Raw genomic sequence first — 23,557 nt, forward strand, 5'->3', positions numbered from 1 at the left:
AATCCCCTTTAAGTAGAATGTTAACTACAGTTTAGTGTAGTTTTTTTTACATTGTCTACTTAAAGGGGATAATATCAGCTCTCAACACTACTGTTTTTTTTCCATTTTTTTGTGAGCCATCTGTACCTCAAGCAATTCTGAAACGGTCACAAATCGATAGCCCTGTTTTTCAAGCTCTGGCAAAATTTGCTCTAGCGCCTTTACGGTTTGTGCTCGGTTCCCTCCACCATCATGAAACAACACAATATTACCTGCCTTTACACCCTTTAAGACGGTATTCACAATTCGATTAACGCCTGGGCTCTTCCAGTCAAGCGTATCCAAATGCCATGACCACATCACCACTTTATAGCCCTCTTTCGCAATCGCATCAATCATCGCATCTGAGAACTGTCCTTCCACCGGACGGAATAAAGTCGGTTTAAAGCCGGTAATACTATAAAGGGTCTCATTCGTTTGATCAATTTCCTTCATCAAATTCGATACATTTGTTTTTAACGGATGGGTATACGTATGGTTGGCCAACTCATGCCCTTCATCGTACATTCTAGAAATAAGCTCAGGATTTTTTTCTGCATTTTGACCAACAATGAAGAAAGTGGCTTTTGCTTGATATTTATCCAGTACATCGAGAACATCTGCTGTGTACGTGCGATGTGGGCCATCATCAAAGGTGAGAGCGATAATTTTCTCCTCAGTTTTGATTTCCCAAAGTATTTGTCCAGCTTCTTCATAATACTTTCTGCCTTTATTGTCATAAGAGCTCGCCTTGACATAAAAAAATGACACCGTGATCAGACAAAGAGGCAGTAGAAACAGTAATAATTTTTTCAAATCTTCACGTCCCCAAAAATTTTTTCGTACTTTATTATTTGAGGATTTCGTAAAAAAATGCTTATGTTTCGATAAATATTATAAGTGCTTTTTCACATGATGCTCTAGGTGATCGAGATAATCCTGAAAGAGCCATTTGAGTGTCACCTCTTGCTGTTGACTTATTTCACATGGACGAGATAATGCCTGTTATGAGAGGTTTTTTAATACCACCACTATTTTTTTGTTTAAGCTCTTCCATACTAATAAGATTTCTTCTATAGGCATTTTTTGATAACCCTGTAGCTCGACCCATTGAACTTGGTCGTATGTAGACACAACATGTGGTAAAACGAATCTTTATAAATCGTTCAAGGTTAATGAGAGCGGAATCACATAAATGACCTAAGCATTCTTTTTTAGACCATTTATTTTGAGTAGTGCGTTCTGCATTTCTGTTTTTGTCATAATGTGAAACATTTCCGGGATTTTCAGCAACCAATAACGTAAGGATTCAATGATGTTCTGCATAATGATCATCTCCTGTTTGATAAATGGTCACGTAATAATCTACTAACGCGATCACAGCCTGCACGCGTTTATGTTCTTTTTCAAATTTATAGGAAATAAAAAGAATCGTGACATTCAAACTCAATATCGCCAATGCCACAATTTGGACAAGCGAATGTCCCATCATCAATTGGCTATTCACGGCGGCAGCAATCAACGTAAACATGGACAGAATGATCCCACTTAAAATGATAAAAATGGGCTTTAAACGCATAATTTCCTCCGCCTGCTGCCTTAACATACGGATGATAAAGCGTAGCTCCTGTGTTGTATATTGTTGCTGAAAAATAACAAAATAGGACTGATAAATATCTTGGTGAAGCTTCTTATGAAGAATTTGTTTATGCATTTTTTGTACAAATCGATCACAAAAATCATAATCTAATGCTTCCTCCGGCCGTAACCGCTTTTCATTCCAATCTACTATAGCGACCTTCAATCCCCCTCATTCGGTCATAATGATTACTAGTATATGAAAGAAAATTAGGGGTGTAGTACGCCTTAGAAGGAAGTCTTTATCAATTTTTACGCTAAAAAGGCTGTACACCGATTATTGAGCAAATTTCTTAATTGCCAAACGCGAACACAAGCTCCATTTCACAAACCAATTCCCCATCAACCGTTGCGATTCCCTTCCCTTTACCGATCGAGCCTTTTACACGTGTAATTTCTACTTCAAGACGTAATTGATCTCCAGGCTTCACCTGTTTTTTAAAACGACATTGATCTATGCCTGCTAGCAATCCCAGTCTTCCCTTATTGCCTTCCTTCGTTAGCATGATGACCGCGCTAACTTGCGCTAATGCTTCCACAATTAGCACACCTGGCATCACAGGATATTGGGGAAAATGACCGTTAAAAAATTCCTCATTAATCGTCACATTTTTAAGACCTACTGCACGTTTTCCTTCCTCTAATTCTTCAATCCGATCCACCAAAAGGAATGGATAACGATGAGGTAAAATTTCTTGTATTTGTTGACTAGTTAACATGCGGATACCTCCAATTTTTTAATGATCTCATTCTATCATTAAATACTATTAGTTAGTACTAAAAAAATACCCTAAACTATAAAGCGAATCATCCATTCAATTCGTCTATATTATCCGTTTATTATTTTCTGAATATTTTTTCATTCTTTTTTCAATATTTCTTTATCGACAGCTCTATAGTAGCTAGAATATAATATGTCATGCATTCACCCTAGAATGATTAGTTTATTAGAATAGGATGGTAAGCATGTTATCTTTTATCGCAATAGTTCTTTTATTATTTTTAATTCCAGGACCTGCAGTCATTATCACCATTACACAAACATTAAAAAGTGGTAAAAAAAATGGCATTTATACAGCATTAGGTATAGGTCTCGGCGACTTAGTCCATACTCTGGCAGCTGTATTAGGTCTTTCTGCTATTTTAATGAAATCTGCCACAGCCTTTGAAGTAGTGAAATATATAGGTGTAGCTTATCTTGTATATTTAGGAATACAAATGCTTATAACAAAGCCGAAGAAAATTGAACAGCCTACTGTGGAACAAAGCCCAGCGAGTACTTCATTCCGCCAAGGCTTTTTAGCCGAAATATTAAATCCTAAGACGGCATTATTTTTCCTTGCCTTTTTACCGCAATTTATCCAGCATAATGAGACACCTGTTACAGTTCAACTGCTGACACTTGGCATTACATTTGTTGTCATGAGTGCGTTGTATACGATTTTACTAGCTGTTGTAACAAGCTTTATCGGAGAAAAAATGTTCACGAAAACAAGTGGAAGCTCCCGTTGGCTTGAGAAAACGGTTGGCTTTGTCTATATCGGTCTAGGTGTCAAATTAGCCCTACAAACACAAAGTAAATAAATGACGAGAAGAACCCAAATCGGCGTTCTTCTTTTTTTTGGAGGAAAATTGGTGGCTATAGCTAATACATACTAAAAGGAGGTTTTACAATGAATCAGCGACAAGAAAATTTATTTCAACAACTACAGCATTATCGAAGCGAGTTACTACAAATACTCGATCAACTAACTGAGGAAACGGCTAATATCATTCCGACTGGCTTCCATAATAATATCCGCTGGAATATGGGCCATTTATATCTCGATCAATATTTATGGATAGAGGCTCTAACAAAAGACAAACATAAGGAACTAGACCATTTCACCAACTGGTTTGGATTCGGTACCTCACCGAAACATTTTGATGAAAAAACCCCATCTTTTGACGCATTAAAAATGTTATTGGCCCAGCAGCCCGAACAGCTAAAGGAACAATATGGTCACCGATTAATGGAAGAATTCCCTCCCATTGAGATGGGCATGCAAACTATAGAACAAGTACTACTGCGAACTATTTTCCATGAGGGCATGCATGTCCAGGCTATCTTAACGATTCATCGGATTCTGAACAAGTGTCAGTCAGAAGCTCTTTAAATTGATCATGCATAAAACCAATATTCTATCCATCTTTCATCTAAAAACCATAGGATTTTTATGTAAAATATAACAAGCTTATAGATCAAAGTAATCTATAAGCTGTGACGCCTTTTACTGTTTCGGTGTATTCGCTGTTAATGGATTTGCATTAGCTACTAATTGAACAGGTGTTGTCGTTTGTTGGTAGCTATCCTTCTGTCCTGGATTGGATTTCCCGTAGCCTTTCATCGCAGCAAACAATGCTGCACCAACGATGCCCCATGTTAAAAATTTCACAAAAAAACCTCCTTTCACGTTTAGTATTCGATTTCAAAACTGGTTTATACACTGTTAAAAAATAATAAATAGTAAACTATTATTATCCTATTAGAATTTTATGGTAAAATAAGGTCGTAAAAATAAAGGAGGGTAACTACCATGAAAAAAATCTTCGCAGGCTTATTATTAACATCTGTATTATGGACAGCTTCCCCCGCTGATGCAGCAACACCTCAACTGAAGATTGACGAGGTTGTCGTGAAAACCGATGCAGCACCAGAGGTCAAAAACAATCGTACAATGGTACCTTTGCGTGTAATTAGTGAAAATTTAGGTGCACAAGTACAATGGAAGGATTCACAAATTACCCTTTTAACGAACCAATCAACCGTTATTTTAACTTTAAACAGTCAGACCGTTATTAAAAACGGTCAAGCGGAACAATTGGATACAACACCCTATCTTAAAAATAATCGTACCTACGTTCCAATCCGTTTTATCGCTGAAACATTCGGCAGTCAGGTCGTTTACAAACAGGGTACTGTCAATATTGCGACAAAGCCACTATTCATTAACAATCAAAAAATAAAGGCTCTTCACTATGAATATCACATGACGATGGGTGGAGTTATTCAAGAAGTGAAGGGACATAGCTATCACCACGCTATGTACAAAGTTTTTCAGCAAAAAGGAGATAAAGTAGAAGCGCCTAAAGACTATTCTTGGCAATTAAATCTGGACATCCCAGGTTCCTATTATAAGCTGGGACAATATGATTTCTTAACCGCTGACAATAAAAGTGTTCAGCAGTTCGATACGTATTCCTTAAACCAACCATTTCCTGATGAACTATTAAAAGGCTATCCTAGGGTTCTTCTCCATGATGTTCATCATGATAGCTGGTATATATTCTCAGATAATAAAATGCAGACTATTCAACAGCTTATGAATACCGCAACTAACAACGGTTTTAACAAAATTATTAGCAATACCGTTCTTTAAAAAATAACAGTAAACTAAACATATTCTGTATGAAAATGTGCAAAATATTCATATCAACGATTTATGGATGGAGGTTTGCCTCATGCAGAAGATACTGTCATGTAGTTTGGTATTATTATTACTATTTGCTTTAGCAGCCTGTTCATCGGAAGAAGCGCCGCCAAGCGAAGAAGCTGAAGCTAAAGAACAAACCGTAAATGCACAGCCAAAAGAAACCCTCGATTTATTAGAGAATGACCGAGGTTTAGCCATACATGAATAAATAGAAAAAGCGTGTTTTGAGTTTATTCAAAACACGCTTTCATCATGAATTATTTTTGAATAATTTGAATAAGGTTGCCACAAGTATCATCCAAGACAGCTATTGTGACGGCCCCCATTTTTGTTGGCGTCATCGTAAATTCTACGCCCTTTTCTAATAATTGCTTGTACTCCTCGTGAATATCTGCAACACCAAACATTGTTGCAGGAATACCTTCAGCGAATATTCTCTTTTGATAATCCTTTGCGGCAGGGTGCTCATCCGGCTCTAGTAAAAGCTCAGTTCCACCTTGCTCATCTGGCGATACAAGCGTCAGCCATCTATGCTTTCCTAATGGTTGATCTTCCTTTTTAACAAATCCAAGCTTTTCTGTATAAAATGACAATGCCTTTGCTTGGTCTGTTACAAATATACTGTTCACGATAATGTTCATTTGAATAGCCTCCTCTGTTAGTTGCACAAAATGCTTGCACGCCCTACTGTATGATGTTCAAAAAAATTACTCTACCCACCCCTTCAATAAATCTTTAAGTGGTTCATTGTTAAACATAACAACTCGATATTTCCCCTTCCGCTTGGATGTGACAAGCCCTGCCCCTTCCAAAACTGCAAGATGTTTAGCAATTGCTTGTCTCGTTATGGAAAGCTCATACTTCATAAGTAGACGAACCGTTAACTCGTATAAGGTCATCTCATTTTGTTCACATAGCTCGTCTATTATAAGCCTTCGGGTCGAGTCTGCAAGTGCTTTAAATATAGCGTCTTTGTCCCATTTCATACATCAATTATAGGCAACTTATTGGTTGCATGTCAAGTACGAGCAACCTAGTAGTTGCCTATAAGATTAATTTGTTGTGTCGTCTCTCCTTAGTAATCCAAGTTTTTTATCCTCTATAACGCCAAAAAGCTGTCGCCAACTTGTTTCATTATTGAAAACTTGTCGGGACAGCTAGGACTTATTATCACCATTAAAGCATAATGGCATTAATCGCGCTTATTGTTCACCTTTTAAACATTCACATCATCAACCAAAATCCTTATACAATTTAGCAAATATAGGCCGTCTAGCATTGTCACTTAATAGGATACGATTAGACATATTTATATGGCTACCTAATTCGTTGGAATGCCAGCATTCAATTGTTCGAATAGTGTTTGGCTAGCAGGGTTTAAGCCAGTAATGCTGACGTTAACCTGTTGGGATTCCAAGTGCGAAACGACTTTCATAAGTGCACCAACGGCAGATTCGTCCCATAGATGACTGCTTGAAAAATCGATTGTAATACTTGATGCTTCTATTTGTTCAAATGCCTGAAGAAAGCTTTTCGTTGAAGCAAAGAATAATGGACCTTCAATCACATAGTTTGTTCCCACTTGTTGAATTGAAACCTTCGACACCTTTGCTACAAAAAATAATGCACTTAAAATTACACCGATGAGAACACCAATAGCCAAATTATCGGTATACACTACAATCAGCACAGTGGCAATCATGACAAATGCATCTGCACGAGACGCCGTTACGATATAGCGGAAGGAATTCCAATCAAATGTACCAATACATACCATAATCATAATCCCTACAAGGACTGGCATTGGAATATCTACTACTACATCACCTAGAACGATAATTAGAAACATTAAAAATATTCCAGCCACTAATGTTGAAAGTCGTCCCCGTCCACCTGATTTGACGTTGATGACAGATTGACCAATCATGGCACAACCAGCCATACCCCCAAAAAATCCATTGACAATATTGGCCATTCCTTGCCCGCGAGCTTCTCGGTTTTTATCGCTTTTTGTACTCGTCATATCATCGACAATTTGAGCAGTTAACAAAGATTCTAGTAAACCAACAATGGAAAGTGCTAAAGAATAGGGCAAAATAATGAGCAATGTTTCCCATGTCATCGGTACATTCGGAATTAAAAACGTTGGCAGGGCTCGTTCTATGTTTCCTAAATCCCCAATCGTTTTCAAATCTATTCCTGTTGTAAAGGTCGCTATTGTTAAGATAATTATTGCCATTAATGGTGCAGGAATAGCCTTAAAAAATCTAGGCACAACATATACAATTAATAATGTCATGACTATAAAAGCATACGTCCATGGACCTTCTTTTATAAAATGAGGCACTTGTGCCATAAAAATTAAAATAGCTAAAGCATTTACGAAGCCGATCATCACCGCATTTGGTATAAATCGCATGAGCTTCGCAATCCCGAGTACCCCAAACAGCAATTGTAAAAGGCCTGTCAAAATAGTCGCCGCTAATAAATATTGAAGTCCATGCTCCTTTACTAAGCCTGTCATCACTAAAGCCATGGCACCAGTAGCGGCAGATATCATGGCAGGTCTTCCCCCAACAAAGGCGATAATCGTTGCTATACAAAACGAGGCGTACAGTCCTACCATAGGATCAACCCCCGCAATAATCGAAAATGCAATGGCTTCTGGAATAAGCGCAAGGGCCACTACTATTCCCGATAATATATCAGCACGAACGTTGCCAAACCATTGTTCTTTTAATGTTTGCATAAATAAACTCCCTTAGATATAGTAGAATAAATCGCACCAAAAGATACCTTATTGGGACGAACAAAATGTAGCATATCACACTCATTCCCAAAAAGGAACGATTTTAGGAGGATTAATAATGATTTATGGCTATAAACGACCTTTAGCTGGCGATGAATTAGGCGACCAACAACTACAAGGCATACAGTTGGATCAACTATTTATTGAAGCACATCCTTTTGCTAAAAAGAGACATACCTTAGAGGAATTATTAATGATTATCCAACCTGGAGATGAAATAGTCGTACAAAACCTTGTTGTGCTAGCGGACTCCTTGCATCAATTATTAGATGTCTTAAATGTCCTAGCAAAAGATTTTGTCCAGATTACTTTCCTAGAAGAACAATTGTCCAATTCGACTGTCTTACAATTAAGTTTAGCAGAGACGGTTACGCTCTTTTCTAATCTACAAACCCAATTGAAAAGCCATACAACGACTTTTGGGTTGGCTGAAGCAAAAAAGGCTGGAAAAACAATTGGTCGCCCCAAAAAATCAGATGAAAATTTACGGAAAGCTTTAGACATGTATCAAAGTAAAACCTATTCACTATTGGATATAAAAAACGAAACAGGCATTAGTAAATCTACATTATATCGTTATATAGATGATGTGAATAAAATCTCTCATGAAGAGGAAAAACACGGCAAGCTTGAGTAGAACACTCACACTTGCTGTGTTTTTATAAGGGTAACACTGTGGAATATTTGATTTCTCGTAAGGATAAATTTGTTTGAATTCTAGAGATGCCTAACTTATTTAATTTCCGAATAAATTGGTTCAATTCTTGACGATCACGGATAACGATTTTTAATAAATAATCATAGGCACCTGTTAAACAGTGACATTCCAATATTTCTGTCATCGTTTGTAGGCTTGTTTCCAATTCCTCTATTTCCTTTGCTTGATGGATATCCGTACTCATAAAAACATAGCACAGTAAATCAAATCCGAGTTTTTCCTGATTTAAAATAGCGACTTGCTGATCGATATAGCCTTCGCTTTCCATTCGTTTAACTCTTGTATGAGTCGCTGGTGGCGATAAGCTGACACGTCTCGCCAATTCAGCATTACTAATATGAACCTCTCGCTGCAAAATATCTAAAATTTGAAGATCCGTCCTGTCTAGTTCTTTATTTTTGCTATCCTCCATTGATGTCTCCCCTTCTGATTATTTTTTATGACGTATCTCCAGAGTCTTTATTCCGAAGATTATTCTAAAAAAAACCTCTATACTTTAGTTTATTTCAAATTCAATCATTTTCACAAAATATTATACAGTCAAATCACCGTTAATGCTATGATTCTTAATATACATAAAGTTAAGAGGGGTGTTACGAGCTTTGGTTAAATTGTATATGGGTCTAATGCTTGTCACAAGTTTACTGTGGGGAGGGAATTTTGTTGTTGCCAAGACGCTTGTTGCCCATGCTTCTCCCATGACATTGACAACAGTCAGATGGTTCATTGCCGTCATTGTCCTTGTCCCATTGGTTTGGTGGAAAGAAAAAAAATTAGTTCCCCCCAAACAAGCGATTGTCCCGTTACTTTTAATGGGTGTTACAGGGGTTGCTCTCTTTAATATTTTTCAGTTTCTAGCATTAGAGCGTACGACCTCTACTAATGCTGGGCTTATTTCTACGATGAATACAATATCCATTGCCCTTTTTTCGTTTGTCTTGCTGAAGGAAAAAATAACGAAATGGCAGTTATCGGCAATGGTTTTATCATTGTTTGGGGTAGTTCTCGTTCTTTCAAAAGGAGATTGGCAGCTATTGCTGGATTTTCAATTGAATACAGGCGATTTATGGATGCTGGCAGCTGTGTGCGTTTGGGGTCTGTATTCCGTATGTAGTAAATGGGCTATGCAAACAGCCTCCCCCTTAATGGCTACTTTGTATGCCGGGATATTCGGTGTGCTACTGCTCCTACCATTTACGAGTGCAGACTTTACCTTTACGAATGTCAATTCATCTTTCATTCTTTCCATGCTATATACCGGTATTATTTCCACCGTTGTTTGTATGGTATTTTGGAATATAGGTGTACAGAAGTTAGGCGCGACCACATCGGGTATTTTTTTAAACTTCAATCCCATTTTCACTGCCCTTCTCGCCTATTTATTTATTGGAGAAAATATGTCCTGGCTCCAGGGAATTGGTGGGCTTATCGTCATTATGGGTTGCTATCTATTCACCCATTTTAAAACAAAAGCTCCGCAGGCTATACGATAAAGAAAAGAAGCATGGCACACAGACGTGTCATGCTTCTTGTTTTACGGGCTTCTTCACAAGAACTACAAAAGAAACGGATGTTCCTTCATGTAGCTTACTCGTAATAGTCAATCCTTGCCCATAATGCTGTTGAAGGCGAAGATGGGTATTCATTAAACCTATGCTTTTGGACGGCTGCTGCGTTGTTTGAAGTAACTGGGACAAACGTAGTTCATCCATGCCAACACCATTGTCCGAAACTGTAATTTCAAGTTGTGATTCACTTTCAAAAATCCGAATATGGATCGTTCCCCCTTCTGTCCGTTTTAAAATCCCATGCTGTAGGGCATTTTCAACTAAGGGCTGGATAGTTAATGAAGGGATGAGCACATCGGTAGATGCCTCTAAATCCCATTTAACGTGAATACGATCGCCGAAGCGCTCCTGCTGAATATAAAGATAAGCTTGAATTAACGTAAGTTCATTTTCTAACGGCACAAGTGCTTCAACATTTTGAAAATTATAGGATTCTCTTAAAAAATCGCTGAGTGCCTCTACTAGTCTACTTGTTCGTTCACTATCCATTTCACTCAACGTTAAAATGGCATTTAACGTGTTAAAAAGAAAATGAGGCTCAATTTGTGCCTGTAGCCAGGCAGCTTCCATACGATGACGTTCTTGAATGGATCGCTTCACCTTTATTAATGCCGCTACTCGTGATCGTAGCTCTAGTGCATCGACAGGCTTCGTCACATAATCATTCGCACCTGCTAAAAAGCCTTTTTCAAGATCCTGGGGTTGACTACGGGCTGTCAGCAATAATACTGGTAAATCGGTGATGGAGAATTGCTTCCGAATGAGACGCACTAATTCATACCCTGACATTTTAGGCATCATCACATCTGAAATAACTAAATCCCATTCGTGTGACTGAATACATACCAGCGCATCTAAGCCACTTGTCACCGTAACAATGTCATATTGTTCATTTGCTAAAATTGTCTCCACAACTCGCAAATTAATAGGCTCATCATCAACTACTAAAATACGCGGATGATTCCACTCCGCACTTTGATTATCCTCGAGGTCTGCTTGTAAATTTATTGTGCGCTCTGAACTCTTGCTTACGCTCTGTTGTACCTTTTCAAGTGGTACTTGGACATGCGATTCATCCGCTAAGGGCAATGTAAAAATAAAGGTAGAGCCTTGCCCTACAACGGATTGCACTTCCAATGTCCCACCATGCAATTCGATGAGCCGCTTACAGATGTTAAGCCCTAATCCAAACCCTCCTTCTACCATCGTTTTACTGATCGTTCCTTGCTCATATGGTTCAAATATTCGACGCATGGTTTCATCGTCCACACCAATACCTGTATCTGTAATGACGATATTCGCCATCCCATTACGCGTATAACTCGAAATTGTAATCGACCCTTTATTCGTAAATTTCACAGCATTATGCACTAAATTAAAGACTATTTGAATCACACGATTTTCATCAGCTAGCACTCTTTGAAAATCTTCTGGTATTTTTAGGACGAACTGAACAGGCTTTCCCTCAATCATAAAGCGCAGCATATCAAATACACCTACAGCAATAGAATGGATGGATACCATACTTAGTTGTAATTTTTGTGTATCGTCTTTCAGGCGCATGACATCCAGCAAATCATTTAACAACAAAGACATTCGATTCCCTACGGACAGGACAGTTTCTAAATCATTCACACTTTTTGTAGTTAACGTCTTGGCTTCACGATCAAGTACTGCTTTAGACATATTGATAATGCTATGAAGTGGATTTCGTAACTCATGAGAGGTACTTGCCAAAAATTCATCCTTGATTTTATCAGTCTCTTGCAGTTTATGAGCAAGCTCCTTCGTATCGGCATGTACCTTTGCATAATCTTTAAACCATAATGTTGCTAAACAGGCAATTGTCACAATCAAATCAAAAGGATATGAAATGATTTTTATGCCTGTAATCAGCAGCATGACATCCCAAATGATACTATTCACAAAGGCCACTAATCCTAATAAAATAAAAACATTCCTGCGGATATCCTTTATGGATTTTCCAACCATCAAGATGAAAGTAATAACGATTGGAGCTCCTAAAATGACAATATAAAAAGCTTGCATGGAAACAAGATAACGTATAGGTAACGTAAAGGCTAATAGGATCGCTACCATGCTGAAAAAAGTGTACACACGTTTATAGAGCTGTATTTGTGGCGGTAGCCAGTGTTCTATACATTGCAGTAATGAATAGCCAATGCCCACCATAGAAAGATGGACTAAGATAAATCCCCAATCATAATTTATGGGGAACCAAAATGAAAGAAGTTTATCATCACTTCCTAATAAATAATAAAACATGATACTTACGCTTAAGATCGAAAAGAATAGTAGGCGTTTATCTTTATTTCCAACTAAATAGAGAATAACAGAATAAATGGCATGCAACACTAAAACAACTGCCACTAATAGCTGCATTGTGACGGACAATTGTGTCTCCCGATTGATTACATCTTCTTGTCCAAATTTGATAGAACGGACGATTCCCCCACTACGAGGATCTTGAAAGTTGGCTACTTGAATAATCAGTTCGATTTCACTTTCACCATTTGTCTCGAATGAGGCTGTAAACGGTACATTTTTAGCCACCGTTTGCGCTCGATTTTCACCTAGCTCCCCTGATTTCGCAATTAAGCGATCGTTTACATATATTTCTGCGGCACTGCGAATACTTGGCACTCTTATACTAAAGGTTTTTGTCTCATCTGGAGGAACCAGTATTTTTAGTCGATAAGTGCCGTATCCAAATGGGCTTTGCTCCCCTTCCTGAAAAACTTTGTCCCATCCATCTGGGACTTGTATGTAGGTCTGGTTGGAAGAATGTTTATCCATCAACCATTGCGATGGATAGAAGGACCATTCGCCATCAAGTGTTAATGCACTTTGTTGAAAATCAAAATTACGGACATCCATCTGCCCCTTCATTGCATATGGTTGATCGGGCTGCGTAAATGATTGAAGCCATAAAATACGAGAACCTGTTAAAAAAACTATAAACAATATAAGGATGACAGCCATTTTTCTAAGTTTCATAGTGAATGATCATAACCCCTCCACAATCTAAAAGTAATCCCATAACCTCTTATTCTACCAAGTCTACATATACAGAATTTGAACAATCTATTTTTCCCCCTAAAAAAACAAGACAGTCTAGTGACTATCTTGATTCCCCGTACCTATTATCATTTCTGCGGTGGAATGATGCCTGTAACAAGTAAGATAAAGAATACCAAACCTATTAGTACGAATATAAGTGATGCTATAAATACAGGACCCGCTTTAAACTGAAATCGGTCTCGCTCCTGGATGATACCTGTTACGGCTCCAGATTGAGCTGCAAAAAATCTTGACATAGCCCCACCACTACTTGTAAAGTAGAGCGTTCCTAATGCAAAGGCAGCCCCTGTGAAAAACATAACTTCTATAAACCTGACAGAAAATACGGAGGCCATCCAATAAGTTAGGGCAAATTCTACAATAAATGCAATAACCATCATCATATAATGTTTTCGGTTCATTCTAAAACCCCCTTCTTTCTTTATGTACCCATCCATTTGGTAAAAGTTTCATTTTTCTAAAAATACCGCATATTCCCATTTCCATTTACATGCGAAGAGGATAAGCAAGATTAGGGCGATGAGTGTTGTGGACATCCAATTAAAATGCGTTCCTCATCAAGTGGCTTGCCAAACATGCATGAAGAGAACATGCATAAAGATACGTTACATCCGCAAGTCGTTGATTTTTATGTACCTGCATTAAGAAATACATTATTTGGTAATTGGCGAACTTTGCTTTTCCCAATCAGTGGGTCCCTCATTAGATTCAATATACTTACGCCAAAGCTCCCCGCTTTGCTTATCAAAAATAATGATATTACTATCGTTTGGCGAGATTAGCTCATACCTGAATTGTTCTTGCTTCGTTTTATCGACTTGCTCAGATGTGAAAGACTGTGCTATAAACCATGCACTCAAAAGAATACAGAATCCTAAGAAAATAATAGAAAAAGACATTAAATTTTTATTTATGTGTTCCCCCCCTTAAGTAATACACACATTACATTATTTAACAAATAATAACATTAAAGACAATAAAAAGATATATACTTTTATGTTCGAGTACTTATAGGCTCAATGTGTATATATTCGAAAATGTTATTGCATTGCACAATCTACTATTTCCTTATAAAGAATGTTCCATTTGTGATAATAAGAGGCCATATCATTAGGATTGACAAACATCCGTTGAGCAGATTCATATTTGCCTTCAAATGGAAGCAGATTTGTTATAGTCATTTTGTAGAATAGTTGATAGCCAATTTTAGGATAGGGACTGCTTTCTGACCATAATGGATTTTCACGATGGTCAACGATGATGTGTCCTAACAACTGACATTCTCCTTCCACATACCCCTCTTCCAGTGCTTCCCGTTTAAAGCAATCCTCTGGACTTTCATCAGGTTCAATATGTCCTCCTGGAAAATCCCATCCTCTATGATTGACATCGACCAATAATAATTGATTCCCTTGAAAACAAAAGCCATGTACACTTGTTATTAAATGATAGGGGGGCAATAAGTTATTTTTTTCCCAAGTTAATTTAACTTTTGATGGTCCCCAATTTACATAAGTAGTAGTCATTTTTTTCCTCTGAAAATAATCATCTCTCTTACTTATATTTATTTAATAGTTCTTCTGGAATATGACAATAATCATTTGGACATTTTGCTAACCTATCTTGATGCTCTTCTGCACTTCTCACATAATTCGTAAGAGGCAATACTTCAACAACAATCAAATCGTGATCATTTCTCTCCTCAAGAAACGCCTTCGCCTCTAGTAAGTGTTCCGGATTCTCACTATAAACGCCCGTTCTGTACTTCTCGCCGACATCCTGTCCTTGTTTATTTAAACTGTAAGGATCAATAATTTCAAAAAAATACCCCATTAATTCCTCGATGGATACAACGGACGGATTAAATCCTGTTTTTACACATTCGGCATACCCATCGTAATCCCCCTCAAGTGTTTGACTTGTTCCATTGGCTCTCCCTGCCTCTGTAAACTCAACGCCTGGTAAGGTTTTTATAAAAGCTTGTACGCCCCATAAGCAACCACCTGCAAAATAAACTACTCCCATTCTTCCTCACCTCTTTATTTAATGACACAAATTATACGGACTATTTAATTCCTTTACATATTATTGTAAGAAATTTCTAAATGTTTATTATTTCATACTATCATGAAAATCGATCAAATTACAGGCAATGTCCTCTCTAAACACAAAAAGACCAGGATGCTCACCTGACAACTGGGAGCCCTGGTCTTTTTGTGAAAAGTGAAACTTACTAGTTTGCTTTAGTTTTTGTATCCTACTAATACAGTAGTCGTATTCACGCTGGAAAAGTTACAGCTTATTTAAAATATTTTTATATCTTTTGGATAACCACTCAAATGATTCCTCCAAGGCAAGCAATATGAATAAATGACAAGACATAGTCCAGAGCATCCAGCATACTTTTAGAATATGTAGATTCCTGCATGCTGCTTGTACATATTCCTCCCCCATCATGCATATTTCATAATCCTTCGATCTGCCTTTGCAATATGTATAATACCGCTCCAAACACCAATACGATTCATCCAGAAAAACAGGGTAAACCTAGGCTCACAAAAACAGGTACTAAAACCCTCCATTTGTCTGGCGTAATATTGCTTGGCGAATGTTATACAGGTAAACGCCACTAATTTTTGGATTGACTTATGAAGTCGCTAATGCTAAATTTACTAAAGCAGTAATTTAGTAAATTACTAAATCCAAATGATAAGGAGTTTTTTAACATGAACATCCCAACACATTTAAAACATAAACCTGTAATTGTCGCTGAAAACTATGCCAATATTGATGGGCGTACAGCATATCAAACTGATGCTCAAGGGCTTTCTCTCGGTTTAGCACAGTGGAATGACAGAGGAAAGGTGGATATTTCAGCAAAAGTTTGGCGTCATACGGGTGGCAAATGGTCTCGTCAATCAGAAGAACTTCCCCTACATCGTGTGCTCGACCTTGCTATTTTAGTATGTGAGGCGCAACTTCATTTTAAAGAGGCCTATCGCTTCGAGCATTTATATGATGAAGAAAACCCTGTGATTAAGCGTGTAGGCTTACAGGGAGATGCCATGACTGTGGAAGTTTGCACAGAAAATGAACAAATCAATGAAGATATTCAACTTTTTCAGCAAGCGTTAAATAATGATGGTGAGCTAATCGGTGAACGACTGCGCACATTGTCACGAATCTTAAAAGAAATGGGTTATTAAAACTCAAGAGGAACCTATTGATGAATGCACAAATGTTACAAGATGATCAACAACTTAAGAAAGCCTTTATTAATTTTTTAATTCCTGTTATGTTGGCGAATGTCCTGCAATCCGTTGGTCAGGTTTTTGCCATGTTTCTAGTGGGGCGTAATTTAGGTGTCGATGCACTAGCAGCAATTTCAGCCTTTTTCCCTTTTTTCTTCTTTTTAATGGCATTTGCTATTGGCATTGGATCAGGTAGCTCCATTTTAGTTGGGCAGACTTTCGGGGCTGGTAATCATGCTAAGATGAAGGAAGTTGTTGGAGTAACGCTCGCCTTCACAACGATTTTATCCATTGTTGTGGCGATCTTTGGCGGCTTTTTTATTGAATGGATTTTACGCTTTATGCAAACACCAGCAAATATATTAGACATGAGTATTAGCTATGCACAAATTTTATTCTTCACATTACCAATTATGTTCTGGTATATGGTGTATACAACCTTTATGCGTGGAGTTGGCGATTCAAAAACACCATTTCTATTTTTAGTTATTAGTGTTGTGTTAAATATTGCCTTCCTTCCCCCATTACTGTTCGGTTGGTTTGGCTTGCCTGCATTTGGCCTAAATGGTGCCGCTTATGCATCCGTTTTATCAAACCTAGTAACCATGATCTTGTTATTGGCATATTTGCATAAAACAAAGCATTTACTGCGTTTAGACAAATCTATTTTACAGCATTTTAAATTGAAGAAAGATATTTTAGCTTCTTTGTTAAAGCTAGCGATTCCATCTAGTATTAGTATGGTCGCTATCTCTGTCGCAGAAATTGCTGTCATTGGCTTTGTCAACGTCTATGGCTCCAATGCAACAGCAGCTTACGGCGTTGTGAATCAGGTCGCTAGCTATGCACAGGTACCTGCGATGAGTATTGCCATTGCTACATCTGTATTTGTCGCACAGGCATTAGGCGCAAATTCTACAGAGATGATTAAAAAAATTCGCCAAATGGGTGTCCGTATCAATTATCTGTTAGGAGGCGCCATTATACTGATCATGTATCTATTTGCTGAGCCAATTTTGGCCTTCTTTATTGATTCACATGATACTGTGCTCATTGCCAAAGATTATTTATATATCGCCTTTTGGAGTTATTTAATTTTCGGTCATACACAGACGGTTTCAGCTACGATGCGTGCAACAGGTGTCGTTTTATGGCCGACAATTTTCTTAGTCATTACAATTTGGGTAGTTGAGGTACCATTAGCGTTCCTACTATCTCACCACACTTCATTAGACTTAAATGGAGTATGGTTAGCCTACCCAATTACCTTCTGTGTGCATTTCATTATGCAATATGCCTACTTCAAGCTAGGCTGGCAAAAGCGAACATTAAAAGCTATGCTTAACGATTAAAGGACTGAGGACATGCAAATAACGCATGTCCTTTTTTCAATAAACACAAAATGACCAGGTACTCGACAGCGAGCCCTGGTCATTTTGTGAAAAGTGAATTTTACTACTTTGCTTCAGTTTTTTGTATTCTACTAATGGATTAGTCGTATTCAGCTAAAAAAAGTTACACATTAATAAATAAATTTTTTCATTTTCTTCAATTCATTTTCCCCTAGCTGTAGAAACAAGCAAAACGTATTAAAATACCCTACATTTTTTATAAAAACACCAGCTTTTGTCCAAGCTACTATTATAAATAGCTACTTGAGAGTGGAGAAACGATGAAAACAACCTTCAAATTTATAGTGATGATTTTTCTAACAACCCTGCTCGCAGGTTGCTGGGATATTACAGAGCCGCAAAGAATGTACTATGTCAATGCAGTCGGTGTTAATTACGTTGATGATGAATATGAGGTCTATTTACAAATTATTAATTTTGCTGATGTCGCAAAATCGGTTCAGCCTAGTTCAACTGCTGAACCTGCTGAAATCGGGCGTGCTACAGGAAGAACCGTAGAAGAGGCTATCTACAAGTTGTATCGATCTTCTGACCAGCAAATTTTTTGGGGGCATATGAGATATATCATTTTCTCGGAGAGTGCTTTGGAAAATGAGCGATTTATACCCGTTATTGATACGTTTATTCGTTTTCGAGATACGAGATATCACATTTGGATGTATTCTACAAAGGATCCTGTAAATGAGGTACTCCTTGTCACACCGATTTTAAAAAATTCACTGTCTTCTTCAAAACTAAGTAACCCGATTAATCCAACAGAACAGGAAACGTTTGTTGAACCAAAAAATTTACGAGAAATCGTTATTGGATTAAATGAACCTAACCACGAAGTGACAGTACCTTATGTATCCATTAAAAGAGATTGGCAAACAGACGAGGAAAAGGTAGAGGAAACCTATTTTTCAGGTGTCGGCATATTATCGAAAGACGGCTTAAAAGGTTTTGTGAAGGATGAGGCAGCCCGGGGTAATCAATGGATGCATAATTACACAAACCGAGGAGAAATCACCTTTAAATTAAGAACAGATGGTAAAGAAGAGTTAACCGTCAGTATTGATAAATTACAAGTCAAAAAAATACCTGTAGTGAACAAGGAGGAAGTTTATTTTGATGTCGAATTACAGCTTCGTGCAACCATCAATGGCTTTAAAGGAAAAGTTAGTGAGAAAGAACTGAAGAAGCAAATTATTAAGGAAGTGAAAAAGGAAATCCGCCAAACCTATAATGAGGGATTAAAATTAGATGTAGATATTTTTCGATTATCTGAGGTCCTTTATCGAGACAATGTCAAAGCATGGAAAAAGTTAGAGACAGATGGAAAAATCCCTTTACAAGAGAATTCTATTCGTAAAATTTCCATTGACGTTTCGCAAATAAACCCAGGGCGTAAAACGTTTTCTGAAATCATTAAAATTAAAAGACCCGATTCCTCTGAATAAAAAAACGCTTGGGAGCCAAGCGTTTTTTCTTATAAACGGAATTTGTCTTGGACCATTTTGGCAACGTCTTCCGTACTTAAATTTGTGCTCTCAATCTTAATATAGTTGGGGAATTGGATTTCGCCATCGACTGAATTCAATCTGTATTTTTCTACAGAAGTTAACAAATCCTGTTCAGACCAAGCAATATCCCTTTTTGAAGGTTTATGCTCAAGTCTATTATTTCCTTTATTGCGCTGAAGTCTCTCCTCTAAAGCAGCCTCAAGTTCTACATAGTACACGATGCCACCTTTGGATTCAAAAAGCTCTGTAACTTGCTTCACATAGTCCCAATCCTCTTGACAATCAAACGCCCAAACATATGTAAAAATCAATCCATCTAAATGACTAGCCGAAACTTCTTCGAATATCTCCTGTCGAAACAAATTGACTAGCCTTTTCCCCTCTTTCGTACCATAGTCAAAAAAATGACTAACCAAATCAATCGTCATATGATTATGAAATAGCTTTAAGCCTGTTATTTTAGCTAATTCCTGCCCGACTGTCATTTTTCCAACAGCTTGAGGACCAAATATAACAACAAATTTCATTCGTTACCTCCTAGGAAATGCTCCGTCATTTTGAGTATAAAATCATGTTTACGGCTAACAATAGTTGTAAATCATTCTAATCGAGGTGAAAAGTATGGAACATTTCCCACTCATACATACGAATTTTTGGGATGCCGTCATTGCCGTCCCATTGGTGATGATTCTAACACAGTTGATGAAGAGGTTATGCCATATTAAATCTTTTTGGGTACCCTCCATCGCTTTAGTTATCGGCTTACTCATTTCTGTCTTCATCAGCCATCGCCACAATTTGTTAGCAGGCCTATTTATGGGCTGGTTTTATGGCTATGCGGCCATTGGCAGTTATGCCTCGTTGAAAACCTCTTATATTACTTATAAGCAAAAAAAATTAAAAAAACAAAATCGATTTTCCTCTTAATTTTTGTATAAAATACGCACAGTTCCAGTCTCTTAAATTGAAATTAACGCCTCTTCTATTCCTTTCATAATATCAATGGCTCCATTTGATTTATTGGAACAGATCACAACCTTGAAAGAGGATTCAGGATAATATGCTGAGTGGAAGCAGACCCCAGGATCGTACCCCATAACATGATATTTCAAAATAGATGATTTGCTATTTTTCTTAATCCATACACCATGGCCATAGCCATTATTTCCACTCGTTTCTACATGTACTGTTAGAAGTTGCTGCGTTAAATCTTCATTTAAAAGTTCAAAATTCATCAGGGCATGCCATAACTTCGCCATATCACCTACTGTGACAAATGCTCCCCCATCAGATCCACCTTTTACGGGTAATGAATAAATATTTGTTTTCCATGTACCATCTGGATTGTCGATGTAACCTAAGGCCGTATTTAACGGCAGAGCATCCATCGAGAAATAGCCTGATTCCGTCATTTTCACTCGATCAAAAATAGATTGTTGAATGTAATCGGAAAAAACCAATCCCGATGTTTGCTCGACAATTAATCCTAATAATATATAGCCAGCATTGTTGTAATGAAATCTATCGCCTACTTTATATTTCATAGGGCGATTTTGAAATAACGGTAAAAAATCACTCAATGTTCGAAGATGGTACATTGGATTTTCGACCCATAACTCTTCAAAATCTTCCATTTCTTCCTCATCAAAATAATCTGGTATTCCAGAAGTATGCGTCAGTAAATGATTAATCGTTATGTCCTGATCCAAATGGTCAAAATGATGGTTAAGACATTCATGTAATTTCGTATCAAACGAAAGTTTCTCTTGTTCTATTAGCTGACAAATAGCTATTGCCGTAAAAATTTTACAACCAGAAGCAATTCCAAATCGAGTTTTTGCATGGTTTTTGATTTGCTCAGAACGATTAGCATACCCAAAGCTTTGATTGACTATCACACCCTTCTCTCGATTCTCCACAAGCACTGTCCCTGAAAAATCAACCTTCTGTTGAATGTCCATTATAATGTTATGTAATTTTGTATCCATACAGATTCCCCTTAATTTTATTAAATTTTCTAAATAATGACTCTTTCTATTTTAACAATATAGATTGAATATGTCATGTGAATTTCTTCCAAAATCGAGAGTACTGCCATTCAATTGTTACTACGAGCAATTGTTGCCTTTTTCTTTTTACTCTATTGAACTTTGGGAAATGATATATGAAAACTTAGGTGACGCTCGATATATCGGTTGGCTTTTTTATTAACCGAATGAAGGGGAAAATGGAAGAGGTTCAAAATGTTGCGCTTGCTTTATGGGAACTAGACGAATCAATCTCTAGTTTTTTACACACACAACACCAAACAACTACGCGTACAGATTTGAACCTAAACTCTTAGCCTTTTTTCTAAGGTCAGCTACATGAACAACTAACGACGCAAACATAAAAATCCGTCTAGCAACCATCGCTCAGCATGACCATCTGCAATTTTTCCTATCGTAGATGCGTCTTATTGAACAACACTAAATAGTGGTAAATATGATGGTTGCAGAAACGCCATTTGAAAAAGCTCCACCAGTTGTAGTCACTTGTACAGAAAGAAGTGTACAACTATTGATTGAATAGTTCGCATTTGCCTTCGCACAACTATTTGGAGTAGTTATTGAACTTGGTCCTGTCACTGTCGCAATAATCCCCGTTGCAGTCGGGGCAGTGAAACCACCATTCGTGCTTATAAATACTTGTGCCGAAGCGGTTTGTCCTGCGCTAAGTGAATGATCCCGTATATTCAACGTTAAGCTTCGAATAATAGCATTTTCCGGAATTACGATTGTATTTCTGACAAAAGAAGCCGACGAATTACCAGTCCCAAGAAAATCATTATTGCCAACTGATTGATCCGTAGATAAGTATACTTCCATGAGACCCGAACCACTCGGACCCGTAGAGCCAGTAGTTCCTGTTATACCAGTAATACCCGTAACACCCGTAGTCCCCCTTGCTCCAGTTGCCCCCGTAGCCCCTGGGATTCCGGTTATACCTGTGGCTCCTTGCAGCCCTGTCACTCCTGTTGTACCTTGTTGTCCTGTGGCTCCGGTAGTACCTACTAATCCTTGGAGGCCCGTCGCTCCCATGATTCCTGTGACACCAGTAGTTCCTGCCACTCCTGTGATACCGGTTGTACCCTGTTGTCCTGTGGCTCCGGTTATTCCTGCTAGTCCTTGAAGTCCTGTCGCTCCCGTTATTCCTGTGACTCCTTGAGAACCTGTTGCCCCAGTATTCCCAGTTAGCCCTCTTTCTCCTGTCGCTCCTGTGATACCAGTTCTACCTTGTTGTCCTGTGGCTCCGGTGGTTCCTGTTACCCCAGTATTTCCTGTCATTCCTGTTGTACCTTGTTGTCCTGTGGCTCCGGTAGTTCCTATTAGTCCTTGGAGGCCCGTCGCTCCCGTGATTCCAGTTGCCCCTGTAACTCCTGTAATACCTGTTGTACCTTGCGAGCCTGTCGCTCCGGTATTTCCTACTAGTCCTTGGAGGCCTGTTGCCCCTGTAATCCCAGTTACTCCCTGAAGTCCCGTTACTCCCTGTATACCTGTAGCTCCAGTTTGTCCTGTTATTCCTTGAAATCCTGTCAATCCTGTTAATCCCGTTAGTCCTCTTTCTCCTTGTGGTCCCGTTGCTCCGGTTACTCCTACTAGTCCTTGAGCTCCAGTAGATCCTGTTACTCCCTGAGATCCCGTCGCACCGATTAATCCTGCTAGTCCTTGCAGTCCTCTCTCTCCAGTTGCTCCCACTAGCCCTTGAGGTCCCATTGCTCCGGTTATTCCTGCTGCTCCTTGTGGGCCTGTATCTCCCATTGCTCCTGCTAGTCCTTGGGCACCTGTCACTCCAGTTGCCCCCGTTATGCCCTGGGGTCCCATTGCCCCTGGCGAACCCTGCGCACCTTGAGGACCTGTTGTACCTGTCGCACCTGTTGCACCTGTTACACCTATCGGATCTTGGATGCCCAATAAATCATATGGATAGCCATTACACCCAAATTCATTACACTTATACTTCATGGGATAGTTACATTTGGAATCACATTTGAAATTATCAAAATTACGGCTGTAACTAAACCTCA

27 protein-coding genes are annotated in these 23,557 nt (G+C 38.3%); 10 read left to right on the plus strand and 17 right to left on the minus strand.

The window, feature by feature from the left end; genetic code table 11:
• Window positions 1-87: 87 nt before the first annotated feature.
• The 4 genes from AC07YC_RS22145 to fabZ all read right to left on the minus strand — a co-directional run bounded on the left by AC07YC_RS22145 (window position 88) and on the right by fabZ (window position 2,375).
• Window positions 88-834: a polysaccharide deacetylase family protein gene (locus AC07YC_RS22145; protein ID WP_494920454.1), complete on the minus strand. Its 747-nt coding sequence runs from the start codon at window positions 832-834 to the stop codon at window positions 88-90.
• Window positions 835-1,000: 166 nt separating this feature from the next.
• Window positions 1,001-1,315, minus strand: a complete 315-nt coding sequence (locus AC07YC_RS22150) for a hypothetical protein (RefSeq protein ID WP_494920455.1) — start codon at window positions 1,313-1,315, stop codon at window positions 1,001-1,003.
• A gap of 12 nt (window positions 1,316-1,327) precedes the next feature.
• Window positions 1,328-1,822, minus strand: coding sequence for a hydroxymyristoyl-ACP dehydratase (locus AC07YC_RS22155; protein ID WP_336634735.1), 495 nt, complete (start codon window positions 1,820-1,822; stop codon window positions 1,328-1,330).
• 127 nt (window positions 1,823-1,949) lie between these two features.
• Window positions 1,950-2,375: a 3-hydroxyacyl-ACP dehydratase FabZ gene (gene fabZ, locus AC07YC_RS22160; protein WP_336634736.1), complete on the minus strand. Its 426-nt coding sequence runs from the start codon at window positions 2,373-2,375 to the stop codon at window positions 1,950-1,952.
• 247 nt (window positions 2,376-2,622) lie between these two features.
• Here fabZ and AC07YC_RS22165 point away from each other — a divergent pair, with 247 nt between their 5' ends.
• Window positions 2,623-3,240 carry a LysE family translocator gene (locus AC07YC_RS22165; protein ID WP_336634737.1) on the plus strand — a complete coding sequence of 206 codons (618 nt, stop codon included), beginning with the start codon at window positions 2,623-2,625 and terminating at the stop codon, window positions 3,238-3,240.
• A gap of 89 nt (window positions 3,241-3,329) precedes the next feature.
• Window positions 3,330-3,812 (plus strand): DinB family protein, encoded by a 483-nt coding sequence (locus AC07YC_RS22170; protein ID WP_494920456.1) that lies wholly within the window; start codon window positions 3,330-3,332, stop codon window positions 3,810-3,812.
• A 114-nt stretch (window positions 3,813-3,926) separates the two neighbouring features.
• On the opposite strand, the gene AC07YC_RS22175 is transcribed toward AC07YC_RS22170, so the two are convergent.
• Window positions 3,927-4,091, minus strand: a complete 165-nt coding sequence (locus tag AC07YC_RS22175) for a hypothetical protein (RefSeq protein ID WP_336634739.1) — start codon at window positions 4,089-4,091, stop codon at window positions 3,927-3,929.
• A 141-nt stretch (window positions 4,092-4,232) separates the two neighbouring features.
• Here AC07YC_RS22175 and AC07YC_RS22180 point away from each other — a divergent pair, with 141 nt between their 5' ends.
• On the plus strand, window positions 4,233-5,075 hold the full coding sequence (locus tag AC07YC_RS22180; protein ID WP_494920457.1) for a copper amine oxidase N-terminal domain-containing protein: 843 nt from the start codon (window positions 4,233-4,235) through the stop codon (window positions 5,073-5,075).
• 82 nt (window positions 5,076-5,157) lie between these two features.
• Complete coding sequence (locus tag AC07YC_RS22185; RefSeq protein ID WP_494920458.1) at window positions 5,158-5,337, plus strand: hypothetical protein; 180 nt, start codon at window positions 5,158-5,160, stop codon at window positions 5,335-5,337.
• Between the two features lie 49 nt (window positions 5,338-5,386).
• Here the strand turns inward: AC07YC_RS22185 and AC07YC_RS22190 are convergent, their stop codons facing one another.
• The 3 genes from AC07YC_RS22190 to AC07YC_RS22200 form a co-directional block, all read right to left on the minus strand.
• Window positions 5,387-5,770: a VOC family protein gene (locus tag AC07YC_RS22190; RefSeq protein WP_336634742.1), complete on the minus strand. Its 384-nt coding sequence runs from the start codon at window positions 5,768-5,770 to the stop codon at window positions 5,387-5,389.
• A gap of 66 nt (window positions 5,771-5,836) precedes the next feature.
• Entirely contained in the window at window positions 5,837-6,115 is a 279-nt protein-coding gene (locus AC07YC_RS22195) for an ArsR/SmtB family transcription factor (RefSeq protein ID WP_008174769.1), read from the minus strand.
• A 335-nt stretch (window positions 6,116-6,450) separates the two neighbouring features.
• Entirely contained in the window at window positions 6,451-7,878 is a 1,428-nt protein-coding gene (locus tag AC07YC_RS22200) for a SulP family inorganic anion transporter (RefSeq protein WP_494920459.1), read from the minus strand.
• A 118-nt stretch (window positions 7,879-7,996) separates the two neighbouring features.
• Here AC07YC_RS22200 and AC07YC_RS22205 point away from each other — a divergent pair, with 118 nt between their 5' ends.
• A complete protein-coding gene (locus tag AC07YC_RS22205; RefSeq protein ID WP_336634744.1) occupies window positions 7,997-8,575 on the plus strand; it encodes a recombinase family protein in 579 nt (192 codons plus the stop codon).
• A 22-nt stretch (window positions 8,576-8,597) separates the two neighbouring features.
• Here the strand turns inward: AC07YC_RS22205 and AC07YC_RS22210 are convergent, their stop codons facing one another.
• Window positions 8,598-9,068, minus strand: a complete 471-nt coding sequence (locus AC07YC_RS22210; RefSeq protein WP_217581081.1) for an Lrp/AsnC family transcriptional regulator — start codon at window positions 9,066-9,068, stop codon at window positions 8,598-8,600.
• A gap of 205 nt (window positions 9,069-9,273) precedes the next feature.
• Here AC07YC_RS22210 and AC07YC_RS22215 point away from each other — a divergent pair, with 205 nt between their 5' ends.
• The gene (locus tag AC07YC_RS22215) at window positions 9,274-10,149 is read left to right on the plus strand and encodes a DMT family transporter (RefSeq protein ID WP_494920460.1); all 876 of its coding nucleotides are present in this window, start codon (window positions 9,274-9,276) and stop codon (window positions 10,147-10,149) included.
• Between the two features lie 27 nt (window positions 10,150-10,176).
• On the opposite strand, the gene AC07YC_RS22220 is transcribed toward AC07YC_RS22215, so the two are convergent.
• From AC07YC_RS22220 to AC07YC_RS22240, 5 genes are all read right to left on the minus strand, one after another.
• Window positions 10,177-13,242, minus strand: a complete 3,066-nt coding sequence (locus AC07YC_RS22220; protein WP_494920461.1) for a hybrid sensor histidine kinase/response regulator — start codon at window positions 13,240-13,242, stop codon at window positions 10,177-10,179.
• Between the two features lie 149 nt (window positions 13,243-13,391).
• Window positions 13,392-13,727, minus strand: a complete 336-nt coding sequence (locus AC07YC_RS22225) for a hypothetical protein (RefSeq protein WP_494920462.1) — start codon at window positions 13,725-13,727, stop codon at window positions 13,392-13,394.
• 252 nt (window positions 13,728-13,979) lie between these two features.
• Complete coding sequence (locus AC07YC_RS22230) at window positions 13,980-14,186, minus strand: hypothetical protein (protein WP_494920463.1); 207 nt, start codon at window positions 14,184-14,186, stop codon at window positions 13,980-13,982.
• Window positions 14,187-14,366: 180 nt separating this feature from the next.
• Window positions 14,367-14,852 (minus strand): NUDIX hydrolase, encoded by a 486-nt coding sequence (locus AC07YC_RS22235; protein WP_494920464.1) that lies wholly within the window; start codon window positions 14,850-14,852, stop codon window positions 14,367-14,369.
• Window positions 14,853-14,880: 28 nt separating this feature from the next.
• Window positions 14,881-15,351, minus strand: coding sequence for a peptide-methionine (S)-S-oxide reductase (locus AC07YC_RS22240; RefSeq protein ID WP_336634749.1), 471 nt, complete (start codon window positions 15,349-15,351; stop codon window positions 14,881-14,883).
• A 701-nt stretch (window positions 15,352-16,052) separates the two neighbouring features.
• Between AC07YC_RS22240 and AC07YC_RS22245 the strand changes: the two genes are divergently transcribed.
• From AC07YC_RS22245 to AC07YC_RS22255, 3 genes are all read left to right on the plus strand, one after another.
• Entirely contained in the window at window positions 16,053-16,532 is a 480-nt protein-coding gene (locus tag AC07YC_RS22245) for a DUF6530 family protein (RefSeq protein ID WP_036225502.1), read from the plus strand.
• A 20-nt stretch (window positions 16,533-16,552) separates the two neighbouring features.
• Complete coding sequence (locus AC07YC_RS22250) at window positions 16,553-17,929, plus strand: MATE family efflux transporter (RefSeq protein ID WP_494920465.1); 1,377 nt, start codon at window positions 16,553-16,555, stop codon at window positions 17,927-17,929.
• A gap of 320 nt (window positions 17,930-18,249) precedes the next feature.
• On the plus strand, window positions 18,250-19,428 hold the full coding sequence (locus AC07YC_RS22255; protein WP_494920466.1) for a Ger(x)C family spore germination protein: 1,179 nt from the start codon (window positions 18,250-18,252) through the stop codon (window positions 19,426-19,428).
• A gap of 29 nt (window positions 19,429-19,457) precedes the next feature.
• On the opposite strand, the gene AC07YC_RS22260 is transcribed toward AC07YC_RS22255, so the two are convergent.
• On the minus strand, window positions 19,458-20,018 hold the full coding sequence (locus tag AC07YC_RS22260; protein ID WP_494920467.1) for an AAA family ATPase: 561 nt from the start codon (window positions 20,016-20,018) through the stop codon (window positions 19,458-19,460).
• Between the two features lie 94 nt (window positions 20,019-20,112).
• Between AC07YC_RS22260 and AC07YC_RS22265 the strand changes: the two genes are divergently transcribed.
• Window positions 20,113-20,418 carry a hypothetical protein gene (locus AC07YC_RS22265; RefSeq protein ID WP_336634752.1) on the plus strand — a complete coding sequence of 102 codons (306 nt, stop codon included), beginning with the start codon at window positions 20,113-20,115 and terminating at the stop codon, window positions 20,416-20,418.
• Window positions 20,419-20,450: 32 nt separating this feature from the next.
• Here AC07YC_RS22265 and AC07YC_RS22270 read toward each other — a convergent pair whose 3' ends face one another.
• Entirely contained in the window at window positions 20,451-21,479 is a 1,029-nt protein-coding gene (locus tag AC07YC_RS22270; protein WP_494920468.1) for a serine hydrolase domain-containing protein, read from the minus strand.
• Between the two features lie 480 nt (window positions 21,480-21,959).
• Window positions 21,960-23,444, minus strand: a complete 1,485-nt coding sequence (locus AC07YC_RS22275; protein WP_494920469.1) for a collagen-like domain-containing protein — start codon at window positions 23,442-23,444, stop codon at window positions 21,960-21,962.
• Between the last annotated feature and the right edge of the window lie 113 nt (window positions 23,445-23,557).

The organism is Lysinibacillus sp. GW247-5R2A (genome assembly GCF_059424475.1).